The 17,681-nt window shown below is 29.9% G+C and carries 15 protein-coding genes and 1 tRNA gene; 6 read left to right on the forward strand and 10 right to left on the reverse strand.

The features are described 5' to 3' along the window. Positions 1–6: 6 nt before the first annotated feature. From H0H45_RS01495 to H0H45_RS01505, 3 genes are read right to left on the reverse strand one after another with little or no spacing between them, the layout of a single operon-like run. Positions 7–852, reverse strand: a complete 846-nt coding sequence (locus H0H45_RS01495) for a prephenate dehydrogenase (protein ID WP_185866839.1) — start codon at positions 850–852, stop codon at positions 7–9. After that, positions 849–2,003: a pyridoxal phosphate-dependent aminotransferase gene (locus tag H0H45_RS01500; RefSeq protein ID WP_185866840.1), complete on the reverse strand. Its 1,155-nt coding sequence runs from the start codon at positions 2,001–2,003 to the stop codon at positions 849–851. The genes H0H45_RS01495 and H0H45_RS01500 overlap by 4 nt, the downstream gene beginning before the upstream one ends. Beyond that, a complete protein-coding gene (locus tag H0H45_RS01505) occupies positions 2,000–2,836 on the reverse strand; it encodes a prephenate dehydratase (protein WP_185866841.1) in 837 nt (278 codons plus the stop codon). The genes H0H45_RS01500 and H0H45_RS01505 overlap by 4 nt, the downstream gene beginning before the upstream one ends. A gap of 186 nt (positions 2,837–3,022) precedes the next feature. Here H0H45_RS01505 and H0H45_RS01510 point away from each other — a divergent pair, with 186 nt between their 5' ends. After that, positions 3,023–4,360 carry an Nramp family divalent metal transporter gene (locus H0H45_RS01510; protein ID WP_185866842.1) on the forward strand — a complete coding sequence of 446 codons (1,338 nt, stop codon included), beginning with the start codon at positions 3,023–3,025 and terminating at the stop codon, positions 4,358–4,360. Here H0H45_RS01510 and rplI read toward each other — a convergent pair. The 5 genes from rplI to mnmE are packed head-to-tail and all read right to left on the reverse strand — an operon-like array spanning position 4,357 to position 8,456. Next, positions 4,357–4,806 (reverse strand): 50S ribosomal protein L9, encoded by a 450-nt coding sequence (rplI, locus tag H0H45_RS01515; protein ID WP_185866843.1) that lies wholly within the window; start codon positions 4,804–4,806, stop codon positions 4,357–4,359. The two genes, H0H45_RS01510 and rplI, sit on opposite strands and share 4 nt — an antisense overlap. 3 nt (positions 4,807–4,809) lie before the next feature. Next, positions 4,810–5,127: a 30S ribosomal protein S18 gene (gene rpsR / locus H0H45_RS01520; protein ID WP_185866320.1), complete on the reverse strand. Its 318-nt coding sequence runs from the start codon at positions 5,125–5,127 to the stop codon at positions 4,810–4,812. Continuing rightward, complete coding sequence (rpsF, locus tag H0H45_RS01525) at positions 5,124–5,474, reverse strand: 30S ribosomal protein S6 (RefSeq protein WP_185866321.1); 351 nt, start codon at positions 5,472–5,474, stop codon at positions 5,124–5,126. The genes rpsR and rpsF overlap by 4 nt, the downstream gene beginning before the upstream one ends. Before the next feature lie 58 nt (positions 5,475–5,532). Then, entirely contained in the window at positions 5,533–7,059 is a 1,527-nt protein-coding gene (gene gltX / locus H0H45_RS01530; RefSeq protein WP_185866322.1) for a glutamate--tRNA ligase, read from the reverse strand. Between the two features lie 5 nt (positions 7,060–7,064). Further along, a complete protein-coding gene (gene mnmE / locus H0H45_RS01535) occupies positions 7,065–8,456 on the reverse strand; it encodes a tRNA uridine-5-carboxymethylaminomethyl(34) synthesis GTPase MnmE (RefSeq protein WP_185866323.1) in 1,392 nt (463 codons plus the stop codon). A 68-nt stretch (positions 8,457–8,524) separates the two neighbouring features. Between mnmE and H0H45_RS01540 the strand changes: the two genes are divergently transcribed. From H0H45_RS01540 to H0H45_RS01560, 5 genes are all read left to right on the forward strand, one after another. Then, the gene (locus H0H45_RS01540) at positions 8,525–9,415 is read left to right on the forward strand and encodes a N5-glutamine methyltransferase family protein (protein WP_185866324.1); all 891 of its coding nucleotides are present in this window, start codon (positions 8,525–8,527) and stop codon (positions 9,413–9,415) included. Further along, positions 9,412–11,460 carry an NAD-dependent DNA ligase LigA gene (gene ligA, locus H0H45_RS01545; protein ID WP_185866325.1) on the forward strand — a complete coding sequence of 683 codons (2,049 nt, stop codon included), beginning with the start codon at positions 9,412–9,414 and terminating at the stop codon, positions 11,458–11,460. Before H0H45_RS01540 ends, ligA begins: the two co-directional genes overlap by 4 nt. A 165-nt stretch (positions 11,461–11,625) precedes the next feature. Continuing rightward, positions 11,626–14,028 carry an endopeptidase La gene (gene lon, locus H0H45_RS01550; protein WP_185866326.1) on the forward strand — a complete coding sequence of 801 codons (2,403 nt, stop codon included), beginning with the start codon at positions 11,626–11,628 and terminating at the stop codon, positions 14,026–14,028. A gap of 15 nt (positions 14,029–14,043) precedes the next feature. Next, positions 14,044–15,273 carry a diaminopimelate decarboxylase gene (lysA, locus tag H0H45_RS01555; RefSeq protein WP_185866327.1) on the forward strand — a complete coding sequence of 410 codons (1,230 nt, stop codon included), beginning with the start codon at positions 14,044–14,046 and terminating at the stop codon, positions 15,271–15,273. Next, positions 15,273–15,357 (forward strand) — tRNA-Ser (locus H0H45_RS01560). The genes lysA and H0H45_RS01560 overlap by 1 nt, the downstream gene beginning before the upstream one ends. Before the next feature lie 4 nt (positions 15,358–15,361). On the opposite strand, the gene H0H45_RS01565 is transcribed toward H0H45_RS01560, so the two are convergent. Both H0H45_RS01565 and metG read right to left on the reverse strand, forming a co-directional pair. After that, positions 15,362–15,898 (reverse strand): hypothetical protein, encoded by a 537-nt coding sequence (locus H0H45_RS01565; protein ID WP_185866328.1) that lies wholly within the window; start codon positions 15,896–15,898, stop codon positions 15,362–15,364. Then, positions 15,888–17,579: a methionine--tRNA ligase gene (metG, locus tag H0H45_RS01570; protein ID WP_185866329.1), complete on the reverse strand. Its 1,692-nt coding sequence runs from the start codon at positions 17,577–17,579 to the stop codon at positions 15,888–15,890. Before metG ends, H0H45_RS01565 begins: the two co-directional genes overlap by 11 nt. Positions 17,580–17,681 lie beyond the last annotated feature (102 nt).

Raw genomic sequence — 17,681 nt, forward strand, 5'->3', positions numbered from 1 at the left:
TTTAATTTATACATATTTTTTTTTTATATCGTTTGCCTTTTTTATATACTGATCAATTTTATGAAATTCTTTATTTTTTAAATAGTTACGAAATATTTCTAAATGATTTATATAAGCATCTATAGCTTGAATTAAATTTTTTCTATTAGAAATAAAAATAGGGAACCACGTTTCAGGATTGCTTCTCGCCAAACGTGTAGTAGAATCCAATCCACTTCCCATCATATTCTTAAAAATATCTTCCTTCTTTTCAAATTTTTTTAAAACTGTATTAGCTAAAGAGAAGGAAATGACATGAGGTAAATGAGATCCATAAGAAATATAAAAATCATGTTCTTTAGAGGTTAAATAAATCCTACGCATTTTCATAGTAGAGTAAATTCTTTCTGCCATAGAAATCGCATCTGGAGCACTGAGTTCAGAATCGCAAAAAATACAATTCTTGTTATAAAAAAGATCTGAATGAGCTGAAATCGGACCAGAACTTTCAATTCCTGCAATAGGATGTGTAGCCACAAAACGACTTCTTTTTGGATGAAAAGAAACCCGATTACAAATATCATACTTTGTAGATCCAGTATCTAAAATCACTGTATCATTCCTGATTTTGTTTAGGATAATTGGAAGGATTCTTTCTATCCCATCTACAGGAATAGATAAAATGATAACGGAAGATTGTAGAAGAAGATCCTGTAAAGGAATTATTTCATCTACAATTCCAAGTTTTACGGCATTCAAAGCATTTTCTTGATTAGAGTCTATTCCTAGATATTTATCTCCAAAATTTGATTTTCGTAACCCTAAACTAATCGAACCACCGATCAAACCTAATCCTATAATTCCAATATTCATGAAATAATTCTATTTTTTGCTTCTTCCAAAATATTTACAGGACGACACATAGACAATCTTACATATCCTTTTCCCTGATCCCCAAAAAGGCTTCCAGGTGTAATAAATATGTGATAATTTTTTAAAATTTTATCTGACCATTCACGATCATTTTTATCTACATCTGTAATTTTTGCCCAAACAAAGATTCCAGAACGATCTCTCCTATATTCTAAATAAAGACGATCACATATGTCCCATAGAATTTTTTGACGTTTTAAATATTCTGTATTCAGTTTTTTAAACCATTCTGAATCATGATTCATGGCTTCTATCGCCCCAATCTGTATTGGATAATACATTCCAGAATCCATTTGACTTTTTACTTTTATAATATTTTGAATCAATTCAGGGTTTCCTATTACCATTCCAACACGCCATCCAGCCATATTATAACTTTTACTTAAAGAATTTAATTCTAAAGCAATTCCTTTAGCTTCTTTAATATTAAATATACTCCATGGACGTTGACTATTTAAGATGAAACTATAAGGATTATCATGAACAAGTAAAATATGGTTTCTTTTAGCAAAGAAAACCAATTTTTTTAACTTTTCAAAAGTAATAGTGGCACCTGTCGGCATATGAGGATAATTGATCCACATAATCTTTACCTTAGACAGATTTTTCTTCTCCAAAAAGGGGAGATTTGGGAACCAATCATTGCTTTCCTGAAGATCATAATAAATAATTTCCGATTCTAAAAGTTTAGATATAGAGGAATAAGTTGGATATCCTGGATTTGGAATTAATACTTGATCTCCTTTGTCTAAATAAGACATACTGATATGCATAATTCCCTCTTTAGACCCCATTAAAGGCAAGATTTCCTTTTTAGGATCCACTTTTACTTGATAGATTTTTCCATACCAATTAGCCATGGACTTTCGCAAATTTTCTATCCCTACATAGCTTTGATAAGTGTTTGCCTCTTTCAATTCAGATGCTTCTTTCATTTTATAAATGACCCCATTTGGAGGAAGAAGATCCGGATTTCCAATTCCTAAATTAATCACTCCTATCCCCTTTTTTTCAAGAAGATGAATCTCTTTCATTTTTTTGGAAAAAAAGTATTCCGATATTTGATGCGTTCTTTTTGCTGCTTCAATCATTCAGATCTGATTCTACCATTTTTATATTCTCCCATAATAGAAAATTGATGAAGACATGGAATTTTTTGTATACGTTCTTTCATCATTTCATAATCTTTTATACTATTGAATATAATATCTACATAAAATGAATATTCCCAAGGTCTTTGTATAATAGGAATAGATTGTATTTTAGTCATATTAATTCCAAGACTGGATATAAGACTCAAAATCTGAGACAGACTTCCAGTAGTATGTAAAATCTTGAATCTGAGTGAAGCTTTATTAAAATTATTTTCTTTTTTCGAAGAATTTTTAATGACAAAAAACCTGGTAAAGTTCTTTGTAATGCTTTGTATATTTTTAGAAAGTATTTCTAACCCATATTCTTTAGCCGCATCTTCCGAAGCAATCGCAGCTAAACCTTTTTTCTTACATTTAGAAATGTATTGAGCGGCAGCTGCCGTATCTGAGTATTTTGAGATTTTTATTTCAGAATGTTCCTCTAGAAAGGATTCACATTGTAAAAGAGCCATAGGATGAGAATAAATTTCCTTAATATCTTTTACTTCCTGTCCAGGAAAAGCCATTAAATGATGTTTGATAGGCATGTAGACTTCTCCCACTATTTTTAAATTGTATTCAGATAAAAGACTGTAGTTTGTCAATATAGTTCCCGCTATAGTATTTTCTATAGCCATCACTCCAATATTCACATCAGATTTAGCCACGGAACAGGCAACTTCTCTAAAGGAAGAATACTCCCTCAATTCATAATGACAACCCTCAAAATATCTGGAAACTGCTGCATGATGAAAACACCCCTTTACCCCTTGTATAGCTATTCTTTTCATCTAAATCAATCTACACTATAGTCCGTACACAAAAAATCAAAGGTATAAAATAATTTGATTTTATGCAATTTCATTCTGTTTTTTTCATAAAAAGAAAAATAGATTTTTCCATTCCTATTAGACTTCCACATAAATAAAAACAAGGAAAACGGTTAACTTTATATTTTCATTTCATATTTATTTTATATGCCAAAAAATAAATATCCTATAAAAGGATGGAGAAAAGAGAATAAGTATCCTTCCCTATCTGAAGTTTTTTCTTCTGTTTCTGTTCCTCAAAAGACAGGAAAATGGAAAAAATTATTGGCTTTCACTGGACCAGGATTATTGATTGCCGTTGGATATATGGACCCAGGAAATTGGGCTACAGATATTGCTGGAGGAGCCCAATTCGGATACATGCTTTTATCCGTTATTTTTATATCCAATATTTTTGCTATCATCTTACAACATTTGGCTCTTAAATTAGGAATTGTTTGTGAACGGGATTTAGCACAAGCTTGTAGAGACCATTATCCCCCATTTATTAGTTTTCTTTTATGGATTTTATGTGAAGTAGCTATTGCGGCTTGTGACTTAGCAGAAATTATTGGTTCTGTGTTAGCCTTAAAATTGCTTTTTGGGATTCCCATAACATGGGGGGTTTTAATTACTGCTATAGATGTTTTGCTTATTTTATTTTTTCAATACAAAGGATTCAGATACATTGAAAGTGTAGTTGCTGCGTTAATCTTTACAATTTTAGTTTGTTTTAGTTTTGAAATTATTAGTTCTAAACCAGAAATTCTTCCCATTTTAAAAGGAATTATCCCTAATCCGGAAATAATCAAAAATTCGCATTCTTTCTATATATCTATTGGAATTCTAGGGGCTACAGTTATGCCTCATAATCTATACCTACATTCAAGTATTATCCAAACTAGGAATTATCCACGTACTATTGAAGGGAAGAAGATGGCCATAAGATATGCCACTATAGATAGTACGTTCTCTTTATCCTTAGCTTTTTTTATCAATGCAGCTATATTAATTATATCTTCCGCTACTTTTCATAGATCTGGACATACAGAAGTAGCAGATATTATGGACGCACATAAACTTTTAACCCCCATACTCGGTTCTAGTTTCTCTGGAATTTTTTTTGCTTTAGCTTTGCTAGCCTCAGGACAAAACTCCACACTTACTGGAACTCTAGCTGGACAAATTGTAATGGAAGGCTTTCTTCACATTCGATTAAAACCATGGATAAGAAGATTAATAACAAGACTCATCGCTATTGTTCCGGCTATGATTACTTCTCTGATTTATGGAGAGAAAGGAACTGCTGAATTACTAATAATTAGTCAAATTATTTTATCAATACAATTAAGTTTCGCTATTATTCCATTAGTAAATTTTACAGGGAATTCTGATAAAATGGGATCATTTGTCAATGGACCGGTTTTAAAAATATTAGCTTGGATTATCACCGTCATTATCATGATACTCAATTTATTCTTAATATATGACACTTTGATAAATTAGTCAGCTACTACTTCAAAATTTAGGGGTAGTTCCCGTTGACGATGTAAACGTATACAGGCTTGATGTTTTCCAATCGTTTTAATAACTCTATTTCCAGGAATTCTGATAAATTTTTTTTCTATAGAAATCCCTTTTTTGTGCAAAGCTTCCATCAATTCTTGATTATTAATTGAACCGAATAATTTTCCTCCTCTTCCTACTTTAGCTGTTATTTTTATAGTCAATTGTTTTAATTTTTTTTCTATTTCTTTGGATTTTTCAATGAAAAAACTTTCCTTTTTTAAGCGTTGTTTTAAAATTTCTTGAATATTTTTTACTTCTCCAGGTAAAGCGATAATAGCATATCCTTTAGGGATTAAATAGTTTCTAGCATATCCTGGTTTCACATTTAATTCATCATATTGAAATCCCAAATTTTCCACGTCTTTTTTGAGAATAATTTTCATTTTTTATCTTAAGTCATCTGTCACAAAAGGTAAAAGTCCAATTTGTCGGCATCTTTTTATAGCCGCATTTAATTTATTTTGATTTTTTTGTAAAGTTCCTGTAATACGACGTGGCAATATTTTACCCTGCGCATTCAGGAATTTGATCAAAAAGGTAGGATCTTTATAATCTATATACTTAATATTTCTTTTTTTAAAATAACAATATTTTTTTTCTATTTTAGTTTCTATCTTAAGAGGAGACAAGTATCTTAAATCGCTGTCTACCCCTTTTTGTTGTTTTTTATGATGGGTTTGATTGATCTCCTCTTCTAAAATCATAATTTTTGGTCTTTGTTTAATAATTTATTTCTCCTTCTTTCTGCATATTCTATTCCATCTTGATTTAATTTTACAGTGATAAAACGTAAAATACGTTCGTCTTGTCTTAATTTCAATTCTAAATCATAGACTAAATTAGAACTTAATAAAAACTCAAATAAATGATAACATCCACTTTGTTTTTTTTGAATAGGATAAGCTAATTTTTTTAATCCCCAATGTTCCTGATGAACTATTTCCCCATTTTTTTGGATGAGATAATTTTCATACTCTTTTGCCGTTTTTTTCGATTGATCATCAGACAAAATAGGAGTGATTATCATGATATTTTCATAATGTCTCAGCATTGGAATTTTTTTTTCAAAAGTGTAAATCTATGTTTTTATGTTCTTTTTTCAAAAAAATCTAGATTTTTTCTCTTATTTTTTTCATTAGTTTTTCTATCCTTTGGATACTTTCTTTCTTTCCTAACATTTCAAAAATCATGAAAAGATCAACCCCTTGTAGACTCCCTACTAAAGCTAAACGAAATATTTTCATCATTTTATCTTTATTTTTTTTATTGTATTTCTGAAATAACAATCTCAAATTTACGGATGTAAATTGAGGAATATTTAATAATGATTTTTTACAAGACTCTAATTGATCAATGATATTTTGATGAAAAATTTGATTAAAAGAACTGTATTCATAAGAATTAGGAGAAATAAAAAAGTAAAAAGAATGTTTCCAAATTTCATGGATAAAATGCAGCCTATCGATTGTGAGATGGATGACTTTATATAAATAATCCATTTCATAGGAAATAGAACGTTTTTGCAATTCTATAGAAAGATAAGAAAATATTTCCCCCCCTTTTTTTTTCAAGTATTGTTTATTGAACCAATTGGCTTTTTTTAGGTTAAAATAAACTCCAGATTGAGTGATTCTTTTTAAAGAAAAGAAATGAATTAATTCTTGCAAGGAAAAAATTTCTCTTTGGATTCCTGGATTCCACCCCAAAAAAGCTAACATATTAACGAAAGCTTCTGGAAAATATCCTAACTCTCTGTATCCTGGAATGATCGTCTTAGTTTCTGGAACTTTCCATTGTAAAGGAAATATAGGAAAATCTAAATCTTCTACGTTTCTTTTGCTAAGTTTTCCTTTTCCATCCTCTCTTAATATTAAAGGTAAATGTGCAAAAATAGGCGGACTCCAACCAAAAGAACGATATAATAATAGATGGAAAGACATAGATGGGAGCCATTCTTCTCCCCTGATCACATGAGTGATTTTCATTAAATGATCGTCTATCGTATTAGCTAGATGATAAGTAGCTATTCCATTAGATTTTAACAATATTTTATCGTCTAAACTATCTGTGTGGACTACAATATTTCCACGTATCATATCCTCCATTTTCAATTTTTCTCCAGGTGTAATTTTAAATCGAATAACATAGGGAAAACCAGAATTTAATTTTGTATATAATTGTTTTTTAGTCATGTTCAAGGAATTTTTCATTTCCATTCTTATACTCGCATTATAGGAAAAGGTTAATCCACGATTTTGATATTCCTTTCTTTTGATATAAAGTTCCTCATCTGTGTCAAAAGCGTAATAAGCATGTCCTTTCTCTAATAATTTAGAAAGATGGAATCGATAAATATCTCCACGTTGAGATTGATGATAAGGGAGATGAACTCCTCCATAACCAACTCCTTCATCAGGTTCTATCTGGCACCATTTTAAGGTCTCCATAATATAGGATTCAGAATTAGGAACAAATCTTTTTCGATCCGTATCTTCTATTCTAAGAACAAAGGATCCTCCATATTTTTTAGCAAAAAGATAATTGTATAAAGCGGTCCTTATTCCACCCAAATGTAATGGACCTGTGGGACTAGGAGCAAAACGAACTCTGACAAGATTGTATTTTTTTTGCATCATGAATCTTACTTTCCAATACAAAATTTTGAAAATATGTTTTTGAGGATCTCTTCATTTGTTATTTCTCCGGTTATTTCTCCTAAATACCGCAAAGCTTCTTTAATATGTATAGAAATTAAATCTTCTGAGATCTTTTTTTTAAAGGCTTCATGAGCTAAAAAAACCTCTTCTAAAGCTTTTTTCAAAGCTTCATAATGTCTGCTTTGTGTCACAATAATATTTTTTTCTTGTAGTTTTTTTATGAATAAATTACTTAAAGTATAGAGAATTTTTTTTATCCCGTGATGATTTTTTGCAGAAATTTCAAAAAAATAAGGAATTTTTGACTTTATATTGTAGAAGTCTTTAAAAGAAGATACATCTGATTTATTAGCAATAGCTAAAATTTTTTTCAGTGGATATTTTTTGTGAAGAAGTTGAATTTCATGAAGAATTTTTTTCTGTTTTTTTTTCTCCTTGGTAGAAGCTTCAAAAAGATATAAGAGAACTTGAGATTCTTGTATCTTTTCCATCGTTTTTTGAACTCCCATCATTTCTATTGGATCTTGAGTTGTTCTAATTCCTGCAGTATCCACAAAATGAAAATGGATCCCATTCAAAACAAATTCTCCTTCTACACTATCTCTAGTAGTTCCTTCTATATGAGATATAATAGAACGGTTCTCCTGAATCACGTAATTAAATAACGTAGATTTTCCTACATTTGGTTCTCCAATAATAGCTACATAGATTCCTTTTTTTATCGCATTTCCTAGTGAAAAAGATTCAATTAAATCTTTTAATGTTTTTTCTAAATCCTTTAAGAAAGAAAAAAGTTCTGATCTTTTTGCAAAGATCACATCTTCTTCGGAAAAATCCAATTCCAATTCTAGGAGAGATGCAAAATCCAATAATTTTTTTCGTAAATTTTTAATGGTATGAGTCAAGGATCCTTTGATTTGTTGCAAAGATATTTCATGAAAAGCTTGATTCTCAGATAAAATCAGATCTGCTATAGCTTCAGCTTGTGATAAATCTACTTTCTTATTTAAAAAGGCACGAAGTGTAAATTCTCCAGGACGAGCTAAACGTAATCCTTTTCTGATCAGCAATTGCAATATTTTTTGTTGAATATAATAAGATCCATGACAAGATATCTCTATCATATTTTCTCCTGTGTAAGAAAAAGGAGATCTAAATAGAGATATTAATACTTGATCCAATAAAACATTTTCATCCACAATAGACCCTAGATGAAGAGTATGTGTGGATTGATTCCCTAGTTTTTTTCCAGGTATAACGGAAAAAAAAATTTTTTCAACAGTGGATATGGAATGATTTCCAGAAATACGAATAACAGAGATCGCGCTGGATCCCATAGGAGTTGCCAAAGCAACAATGGTATCTTCATCTAACATAGGAAAAAATTCTAATACTAAACTAAGTAGGAAAAATAAATATTTTTTTTTAATTCGTATATTGTAGAATGTCTATTGATAAATTCTACCATCTATTTTATGATGCTCTTCAAGAAATTTATCCAGACTCTCAAGAGTTAGAGAATCTCTTTTTTTTGCTTACTACACACGTGCTGAAATGTGATAAAATCACAATTATTTTAAAATTAAGTAAAAAGGAAAAAATAGAAGACTATATTTACAAAAAATTGATAAAAAAATTATGGGAATTGAAAAAAAATCGACCCATTCAGTATGTAATTGGAAAGACTTCCTTTTTTGGAATGGATTTCTTAGTTAATGAAAAAGTCTTTATTCCAAGACCAGAAACCGAAGAACTTGTATCCTGGATTATACAGGATCACAAAAAAAATAGTGAAAACGTTCAAGTATTTGATCTTTGTACAGGAAGTGGATGTATTGGGATTTCTTTAAAAAAGAAACTTCCTAAAATACGGCATATTCATGCCGTAGATGTTTCTCCTGAAAGTCTTTTTATAGCAAATATTAATTCCAAATTTCAAAAAGAAAAAATTTTCTTCAAAAAAGTGGATATATTGCAAAATTTAATTTCTCTTTCCATTCTAAAAAAATATCCTGTTAACATTGTCGTAAGCAATCCTCCTTATGTAAGAATCTCTGAAAAAAAATTACTGCATCCGAATATTTTTCAATATGAACCTTTTCAAGCTTTATTTGTTCCTGATGAGGCCCCATTCATTTTTTATCAAAAAATTCTTTCCTGGATCAAAAAAAAATTTACTGGAGTATTAGTATGTGTTTACTTTGAAATCAATCAATTCCTTTATCTAGATTTCATTGAATTTATGAAAAAAAAGGGATTCATAAATCTAGAAATTAGAAGAGATTTCCAAGGTTTTTTCCGAATGATTCGTGCTATATATTACCAAAAAACATGAAACAAGATAGAAATAAAAAAGAAATCAAAGAAAAAATATTTCAGCTAAGAAAAAAACTTTCAGAATATAATTATCAATATTATACCCTGGATACTTCTGAGATATCTGATTACAATTTTGATAAAAAATTAAGAGAATTATTTCTATTGGAAAAAGAACATCCAGAATTTTATGATCCTAGCTCCCCCACTCTAAGAATAGGAGTAGAAGGAGAAAAAAAATATACAAATTCTTCCATTTATTCTCATAAATATAAAATGTACTCTCTTCAAAACACCTATTCTAAGAAAGAGTTAATAACTTGGAAAAAAAGGATTCATCAATCCATTTCTTCTTCTCTTTCTTTCGTATGTGAACTAAAATATGATGGAGTTTCTATTAATTTAATTTATAAAAACGGCTTTTTAACCCATGCTGTGACTCGTGGAAATGGAAAAAAAGGAGAAGAAGTCATAGAAAATGTACGGACCATCCAATCCATTCCCCTAAAATTAATAGGGGAAAAGCATCCGTCATATCTTGAAATACGTGGAGAAATTTTTCTTCCTATAAAAAAATTTTTAGAAATCAATGCAAAACGCACAATAAGTGGAAAAAAACCTTATGCTAATCCTAGAAATACAGCGAGTGGAACTCTGAAAATTAAGAATAGTAAAGAAGTATATAAACGGACTCTATCTTGTATAGTATACTCTGTAATGGGAAAAAATTTGCCTTTTGATACACAATATCAAGCTTTAAAAACCCTACGGAATTGGGGTTTTGAAATATCAGAAAATTTTTTACTTTGTAGTAAAAAAACCAAGGATATATTTCATTTCTTGGACTATTGGACTCAATGGAAAAAAACACTTCCCTATCAGATTGATGGAATAGTCATTAAGGTCAATGAATATCAGAATCAATTTCTTTTAGGATATACGAATAAATATCCCCGTTGGGCTATAGCTTACAAATTTAGACCAAAAAAATTATCGGAGACAAGATTATTAAACCTGAAATTTCAAGTAGGACGTACTGGAATCATTACTCCTGTAGCCGAGGTGATGCCAAAAAAAATTTCTGGAACCATAGTGAAAAGAGTGACGCTTTATAATGATCATTTTATCCAAAAAATGGGAATTCATTATGGAGATGCTCTTTTATTAGAAAAAGGAGGAGATATTATTCCTAAAGTAGCTAAAATAAATTTAAAAAAAAGATTAATCAATGCCTCTCCTATATATTTCTTAAAAAAATGTCCCTCATGTAAGAGCCATTTAAGAAAAAAAAATGAATTATTCTACTGTCCCAATAATTTTTGTCCTTCTCAAAACATGAAAAAAATACAACATTTTGTGAGTGAAAGAGCTATGAATATAAAAGGAATTGGAAAGGAAATGATAAAAAAATTGTACCAAAAAGGTTTTTTATATAATATTTCCGATTTATATCAATTAAAAAAGGAAAAACTTCTTCAAATAGATGGAGTGAAAGAAAAACTAGCAGATTTTTTAATAAAAAATATTGAAAAATCAAAAGATAATCTCTATCAAAGAGTCTTATATGCTTTAGGAATTCCTCATGTAGGAGAAGATATTTCTAAAAAATTAACCGAAAAATTCTCAAATGTAAATTCCTTAATGCAGGCAGAAGAACCTCAATTAACCTCTATTTCAGGAATAGGAAAAAAAATTTCAGAAAGTATAAAAACTTTTTTTTCCATTAAAGAGAACAAAAAAATTGTGGAGATCCTGATGAAACATGGATTAAATTTTTCAGATTTCTACAAAAAAAACCCTGTAAAAAACCAATATTCTCCTATTGAAGGAAAATCTTTTTTATTCACAGGAAGACTGTCTAGTATGACCCGTAATAAAGCTAAAAAATTGGTAGAACTTTTAGGAGGAAGAGTATTTCATACGGTGAATAAAAAAATTCATTTTCTTGTTGTAGGAAAAAACTTTGGTTCTAAACTTGAAAAGTGTATGAAAAAAAACCATATAAAAATTTTAACGGAAGATATTTTTATGAAATTTCTTGAACAAGAAAAAAAAGAAAAATAAATCAATTTTTCATACTGAATAATCGTTTCTTCAAAAGAAAATAAGTACCCCGTTAGGGTTTTTTTTTTCATATAGAAAACAGTATATTTAAGGTGGTGGTTCCTCTAGATAGAATAGTAAAGAATAGGATAGGAATCCTCATTTAAGTAAGAAATCTATTTTTTTATGTTACTAAAAAATATATTTACCGAATCTGGATTCGAGTCTGAAGCAGAATTTATTCCTTTAATGAGTCAAGATGAAGAAGATCAGCTTCTTAAAGATGACATTCCGGAACAATTATGTATATTAACAGTGAGAAATATGGTTTTGTATTCCGGAATTGTTTTTCCCATTATAGCAGGAAAAAGTGGATCTATCCAATTATTACAAGATGCTTATGGATTGGATAAAACCGTTGGGGTATTAACACAGAAAAATTCCGGAATAGAAAATCTTAGTGAAAAAGATTTATACTCTATAGGAACAGTGGCTAAAATATTGAAGTTATTGAAAATGCCTGATGGAAATACCACTGTTATTTTACAGGGGAAAAGAAGATTTAAGGTCAATCGTTTTATTCAAAAAGATCCATATTTTAAAGCAGAAATTCTAGCTTTAGAAGAAAAGAAACCTTCTTGTAAAGATAAGGAATACCTTGCTTTGGTAGAATCCATCAAAGAAATTGCCATAAAAATTATTCAGGATAATCCAAATATTCCATCAGAAGCAAGCATTGCTATTCGTAATATAGAAAGCCCTTCTTTTTTAATCAATTTTGTAGCAGCTAATATGAATTTAGCTACTAGAGACAAACAAAAATTGTTAGAGTACGATGATTTAAAAAAAAGAGCCATGGAGACACTGCGTTTTCTGAACGTAGAACATCAACAAATAAAGTTAAAGAACGATATTCAGTCCCGTGTTCGTAGTGATATGGATCAGCAACAAAGAGAATATTTTTTACATCAACAAATTAAAGCTATACAAGAAGAGTTAGGAGATATTTCTTATGAAAAAGAGATTGATGAAATGCGTGCAAAAGCTTCCAGAAAAAAATGGTCTAAGGAAGCTAAAAAACAGTTTGATAGAGAGTTACTAAAAATGCAAAGGACTAATCCTCAAATGCCAGAATACACTGTTCAAAGAAATTATCTAGAATTGATGATTGATCTTCCCTGGGGAAAATACTCAAAAGATAGTTTTGATTTAGAATTTGCTCAGAAAATATTAGATAGAGATCACTACGGGTTAGAAAAAGTGAAAGAACGTATTATAGAATATTTGGCAGTTTTAAAATTAAGAGGAGATATGCGTTCCCCTATTCTATGCTTTTACGGTCCACCTGGAGTTGGAAAAACTTCTTTGGGAAGATCTATAGCTACTGCTATTAAAAGAAAATACGTACGTATTTCTTTAGGTGGATTACACGATGAGTCTGAAATACGTGGTCATCGAAGAACTTATATTGGAGCTATGCCGGGAAGGTTATTGCAATCCATACGAAAGGTAGGAACTTCCAATCCTGTTTTTGTTCTTGACGAAATTGATAAAATAGGTTTAGGAGCGAATGGCGACCCTTCTTCTGCCATGTTAGAAGTTTTGGACCCAGAACAGAATACCTCATTTTACGACAATTTTTTGGAAATGGGTTATGATTTGTCAAAAGTATTGTTTATCGCTACAGCAAATTCTCTTTCTAATATACAACCAGCTCTTATAGATCGAATGGAGGTTATAGAGATGAATGGATATACGGTAGAGGAAAAAACTCAAATCGTCAAAAAACATATTCTTCCTAAACAGTTGAAAGAAAATGGATTGAAAAAATCAGATTTGATACTTGGCACTCAACAAATTGAAAAAGTTATAGAAAGTTATACCAGAGAATCCGGTTTGAGAACTCTGGAAAAACATATGGCTAAATTAGCACGTTATGCCGCTAAGCATATTGCTATGGATAGAAAATATGTAAAACGTTTAAGTATTGAAAAAATAGAGGAAATTCTAGGAATTCCAAATGATCCGGATCGTTATGAAGAAAATAAAGTTCCGGGCGTTGTTACAGGTTTAGCTTGGACTAATTTTGGTGGAGATATTTTATACATAGAATCCAGTTTGTCTAAGGGAAAAGGAAATTTAAGTATTACTGGAAATTTAGGAGAGGTCATGAAAGAATCTGCCACAATTGCTTTGCAATATATTAAAGCTCATTATAAGGATTTTAACATAGACCCTAAAATGTTCGAAGAACGAAATGTCCACGTTCATGTTCCTGAAGGTGCTGTCCCTAAAGACGGTCCATCTGCAGGAATTACTATGTTAACTTCTTTAGTATCAAGTTATACTAGAAGAAAGTTAAGGCCTCATTTAGCTATGACAGGAGAAATTACATTAAGAGGAAAGGTTCTTCCTGTGGGAGGAATAAAAGAGAAAATTTTAGCTGCTAAACGGGCTAATATAAAAGAAATTATCCTTTCACAGGATAATAAAAAAGATGTAGAAGAAATTAAACAAGACCACTTAAAGGGATTAACCTTTGATTATGTTAGAGACATGAATGATGTGATTCATTTAGCCCTGATATAGATAGATGATAGAATTATGAATGAAAATAGCAATTCTTCAGTTTCTAGAGACCAGTTAATGCAACTAGGAAAAAAATACGGAACTCCACTTTATATATATAATTCTAGAAAAATAGAAAGACAATATATAAAGATGAAGAAAGCTTTTAGTGAAGTTACACGTTTAAGAATTAACTATGCTTGCAAAGCAAACACTAATTTGAATGTTTTAAAATTTTTACAAAAGTTAGGAAGTGGATTAGATACCGTTTCTATTCAAGAAGTAGAACTAGGGTTAAGAGCTGGATTTTCTCCAAAACATATTCTATTCACTCCAAATTGTGTTTCCCTAAAAGAAGTTAAAAAAGCGGTTGATTTCGGAGTCAGAATTCACATAGATAATCTATCTCTTTTAGAACAGTTTGGAAGTGATCATCCAGATTATCCTATAGGAATAAGAATCAATCCTCATATTATGGCAGGAGGAAATTATAAAATTTCAGTTGGACATGTAGATTCAAAATTCGGAATATCTTACTATCAAATTCCTCATCTAAAAAGAATATTAAAAAATACAGGACTGAAAATAGAGGGATTTCATATGCATGCAGGGTCTGATATCTCAGATATAGAAGCCTTTTTACAAGGAGCTAAAGTAATATTTCAAATAGCTCTAGATTTTCCAGATATTGATTATATAGATTTTGGAAGTGGATTTAAAGTTCCATATACAAAAAATGATATAAAAACGGATTTGATTTTTTTAAGTCGTTCTATTATAGAAAAGTTTGAAAGTTTTTGTAAAGTGTATGGGAAAAAAGTAACTTTGATATGGGAACCAGGGAAATTTTTGGTGAGTGAATCTGGGTACTTTTTAGTTAAAGTCAATGTCATTAAACATACCACTTCTACCGTATTTGCTGGAGTAGATTCCGGTTTTAATCACTTTATTCGTCCCATGTTTTATGAGGCTTATCACTGCATTGAAAATATTTCGAATCCTAACGGACGTTTTCGTTTCTACACAGTAGTAGGATATATTTGTGAGTCGGATACATTTGGATTCAATCGTCAAATTTCAGAAATCCGTGAGGGGGATATTTTATGTATTAAAAATGCAGGAGCTTACTGTTTTTCTATGTCCTCTAATTATAATTCTCGTTATAGACCTTCTGAAGTTATGATTGTCAAAGGAAAAGATTTTCTTATTAGAAGAAGAGAAACTATGCAAGATCTTCTTAGGAATATTGTAGAAATTAAAATTTAGGAGAGATGGCAGAGTGGTTAATTGCGTCGGTCTTGAAAACCGTTGAGGTTTTTACCTCCGGGGGTTCGAATCCCTCTCTCTCCGCTGATTAATTATGTGATGAAGGATGGAAAAAGATTTTTATATGATCTAATTCATTCCTTAAAACTTTTTGTTTTTCATCAAAAAAATATAAAGATATAGGATCCTTTCTTTTTACAGAATATTGTAAGTATAGTTGATCATTTTTTTTTACTGGAATTTTTAAATGGAAGTTTCCTTTTAAATCTAATTTAGAGATCTTTTTATCCTCTTCATTTAGACAATCTTTAAAATAAGTTTTATACTTTAAAAAATTATTAATAAATACATCTATTCCATAACTTATAGTGGGATATTTTTTTTTTTCATTTTGAATATGACTCAATTTCATAGTACCCCATATAAAAAAATATCCATCTAAAGGAGCTTTTATTATATGATCAGAAATAAAAAATCGTAATTTATCTGAATTGTTATTTTTTTCATGATAAGGAAATATGGAATTATCATCCATATTTTGAGAATGTTCTTGGTTTTTTAAGAAATCTTCATCATTACATGAAAAAAATAACAAAAAAAAGACAAAGAGTAACTTACTTTTCATAAGTCATTTTCCCTAATTTTTCTAGTTGTTTTTCAACACTTTTATTTGTTATTTTGTGAAATAACAATGTAGACTTTCCTAAAACATGTCCTGGACATAAAAATTCCTTCACGTTTTCTATTTTTTTCCAAAAAAAAGCTTTCAAACAAAGCATTTTTAATAATTTTTTTGCCGTACATGGAAGAAATGGCTCTGCTAATTGCGCTAACATTCCAACAATTTGTAAAGAAACGTAAAGGATCGTCTCTATCCGTTGTTCCGTTTTTTTGATATTCCAAGGTTCTTCTTCCGTTAAATACTTGTTTCCAAGCCTAGCTAAATCCATAAAACAAACTAAAGCTTCACGAAAGCGAAAGGATTCGATCAAATTCCCTATATTTTCCGGATATTTCCTTATTTTTTTTAAAATAGATTTATCTTTTATGGAAAAAATACCAGGATTGGGAATAATCCCATCGTTGTATTTTTGAATTAAAGTCAGACTCCGATTAACGAAATTTCCTAATATAGCTACCAGCTCCGTATTATTTGTTTTTTGAAAATCCTTCCAATTAAAATTGTTATCTTTTTTTTCTGGCATCTTAGCTATAAGAATGTAACGAAGTGTATCTTGTTGATTTGGAAAATCCCTTAAGTATTCATGAATCCATACACCCCAATTTTTTGAAGTAGAAATTTTTTCATTTTCTAAATTTAGGAATTCATTAGCAAGGATTTTATCCGGTAAAATATATCCCTGATTATATGCTTTAAGTACAGCTGGAAAGATAATGCAATGAAATACAATATTATCTTTTCCTATGAATTGAATTAATTTTGTCCTTTTATCTTTCCAATAAGGTTTCCAGTCTTTTTTTTTTCTTTTTGCCCATTCTATAGTAGAGGAAATATAACCTATAGTGGCCTCAAACCATACATATAAAACTTTTCCTATCTCTTTCGGAATAGGAATTCCCCAATCCAAATCTCTTGTAATAGCACGAGGTTTTAATCCTTGATTTAACCAAGATTTAGCTTGTCCATAAACATTCACTTTCCAATCTTTTTGATGATCCATTAAAATCCATTTTTCCAAAAAATTTTGATATTCATTTAATGGGAAATACCAATGTTTAGTTTTTTTCAAAACTGGATTGCTTCCACTTATAGTAGAAAGAGGATTTATTAATTCTTCAGGACTTAACGAAGAACCACAATTTTCGCATTGATCTCCATAAGCTTCCTTATGTTTACAATGGGGGCAAATTCCATATATATATCTATCCGCTAAAAATTGTTTAGATTGATTGTCATAGTATTGTTCAGATACTTTTTCAAATATTTTTTTTTCTTTATGTAGTTTATTAAAAAAAGAAGTAGAAATTTTTTTATGAATCACTGTAGAAGTTCTGGAATAGTTATCAAAATGTATTCCAAAATTTTCAAAACAATCTTTAATCATGAAATGATATTTATTGACTATTTCTTTAGGAGTCGTATTTTCTTTTTTAGCTTGTATCGTAATAGGAACCCCATGTTCATCGGATCCACATATAAAAATAACCTCCTTTTTTTTCCGTCTAAGATAACGAACAAAAATATCTGCAGGTAAATAGACACCAGCTAAATGTCCTATATGAATGGGTCCATTTGCATATGGAAAAGCAGCAGTTACTGTATATTTATTATTTGATTTTTTCATACTTATGACATCCTACCCTACCCCTTATACTCTAACTCTACCTATAGACAGGAAAATAGTTGTGATTAAAATCCTTTTTTCCTACATATTTACATAATAAAA

The sequence above is a fragment of the Blattabacterium cuenoti genome, assembly GCF_014252095.1.
GTDB lineage: Bacteria > Bacteroidota > Bacteroidia > Flavobacteriales > Blattabacteriaceae > Blattabacterium > Blattabacterium cuenoti_F.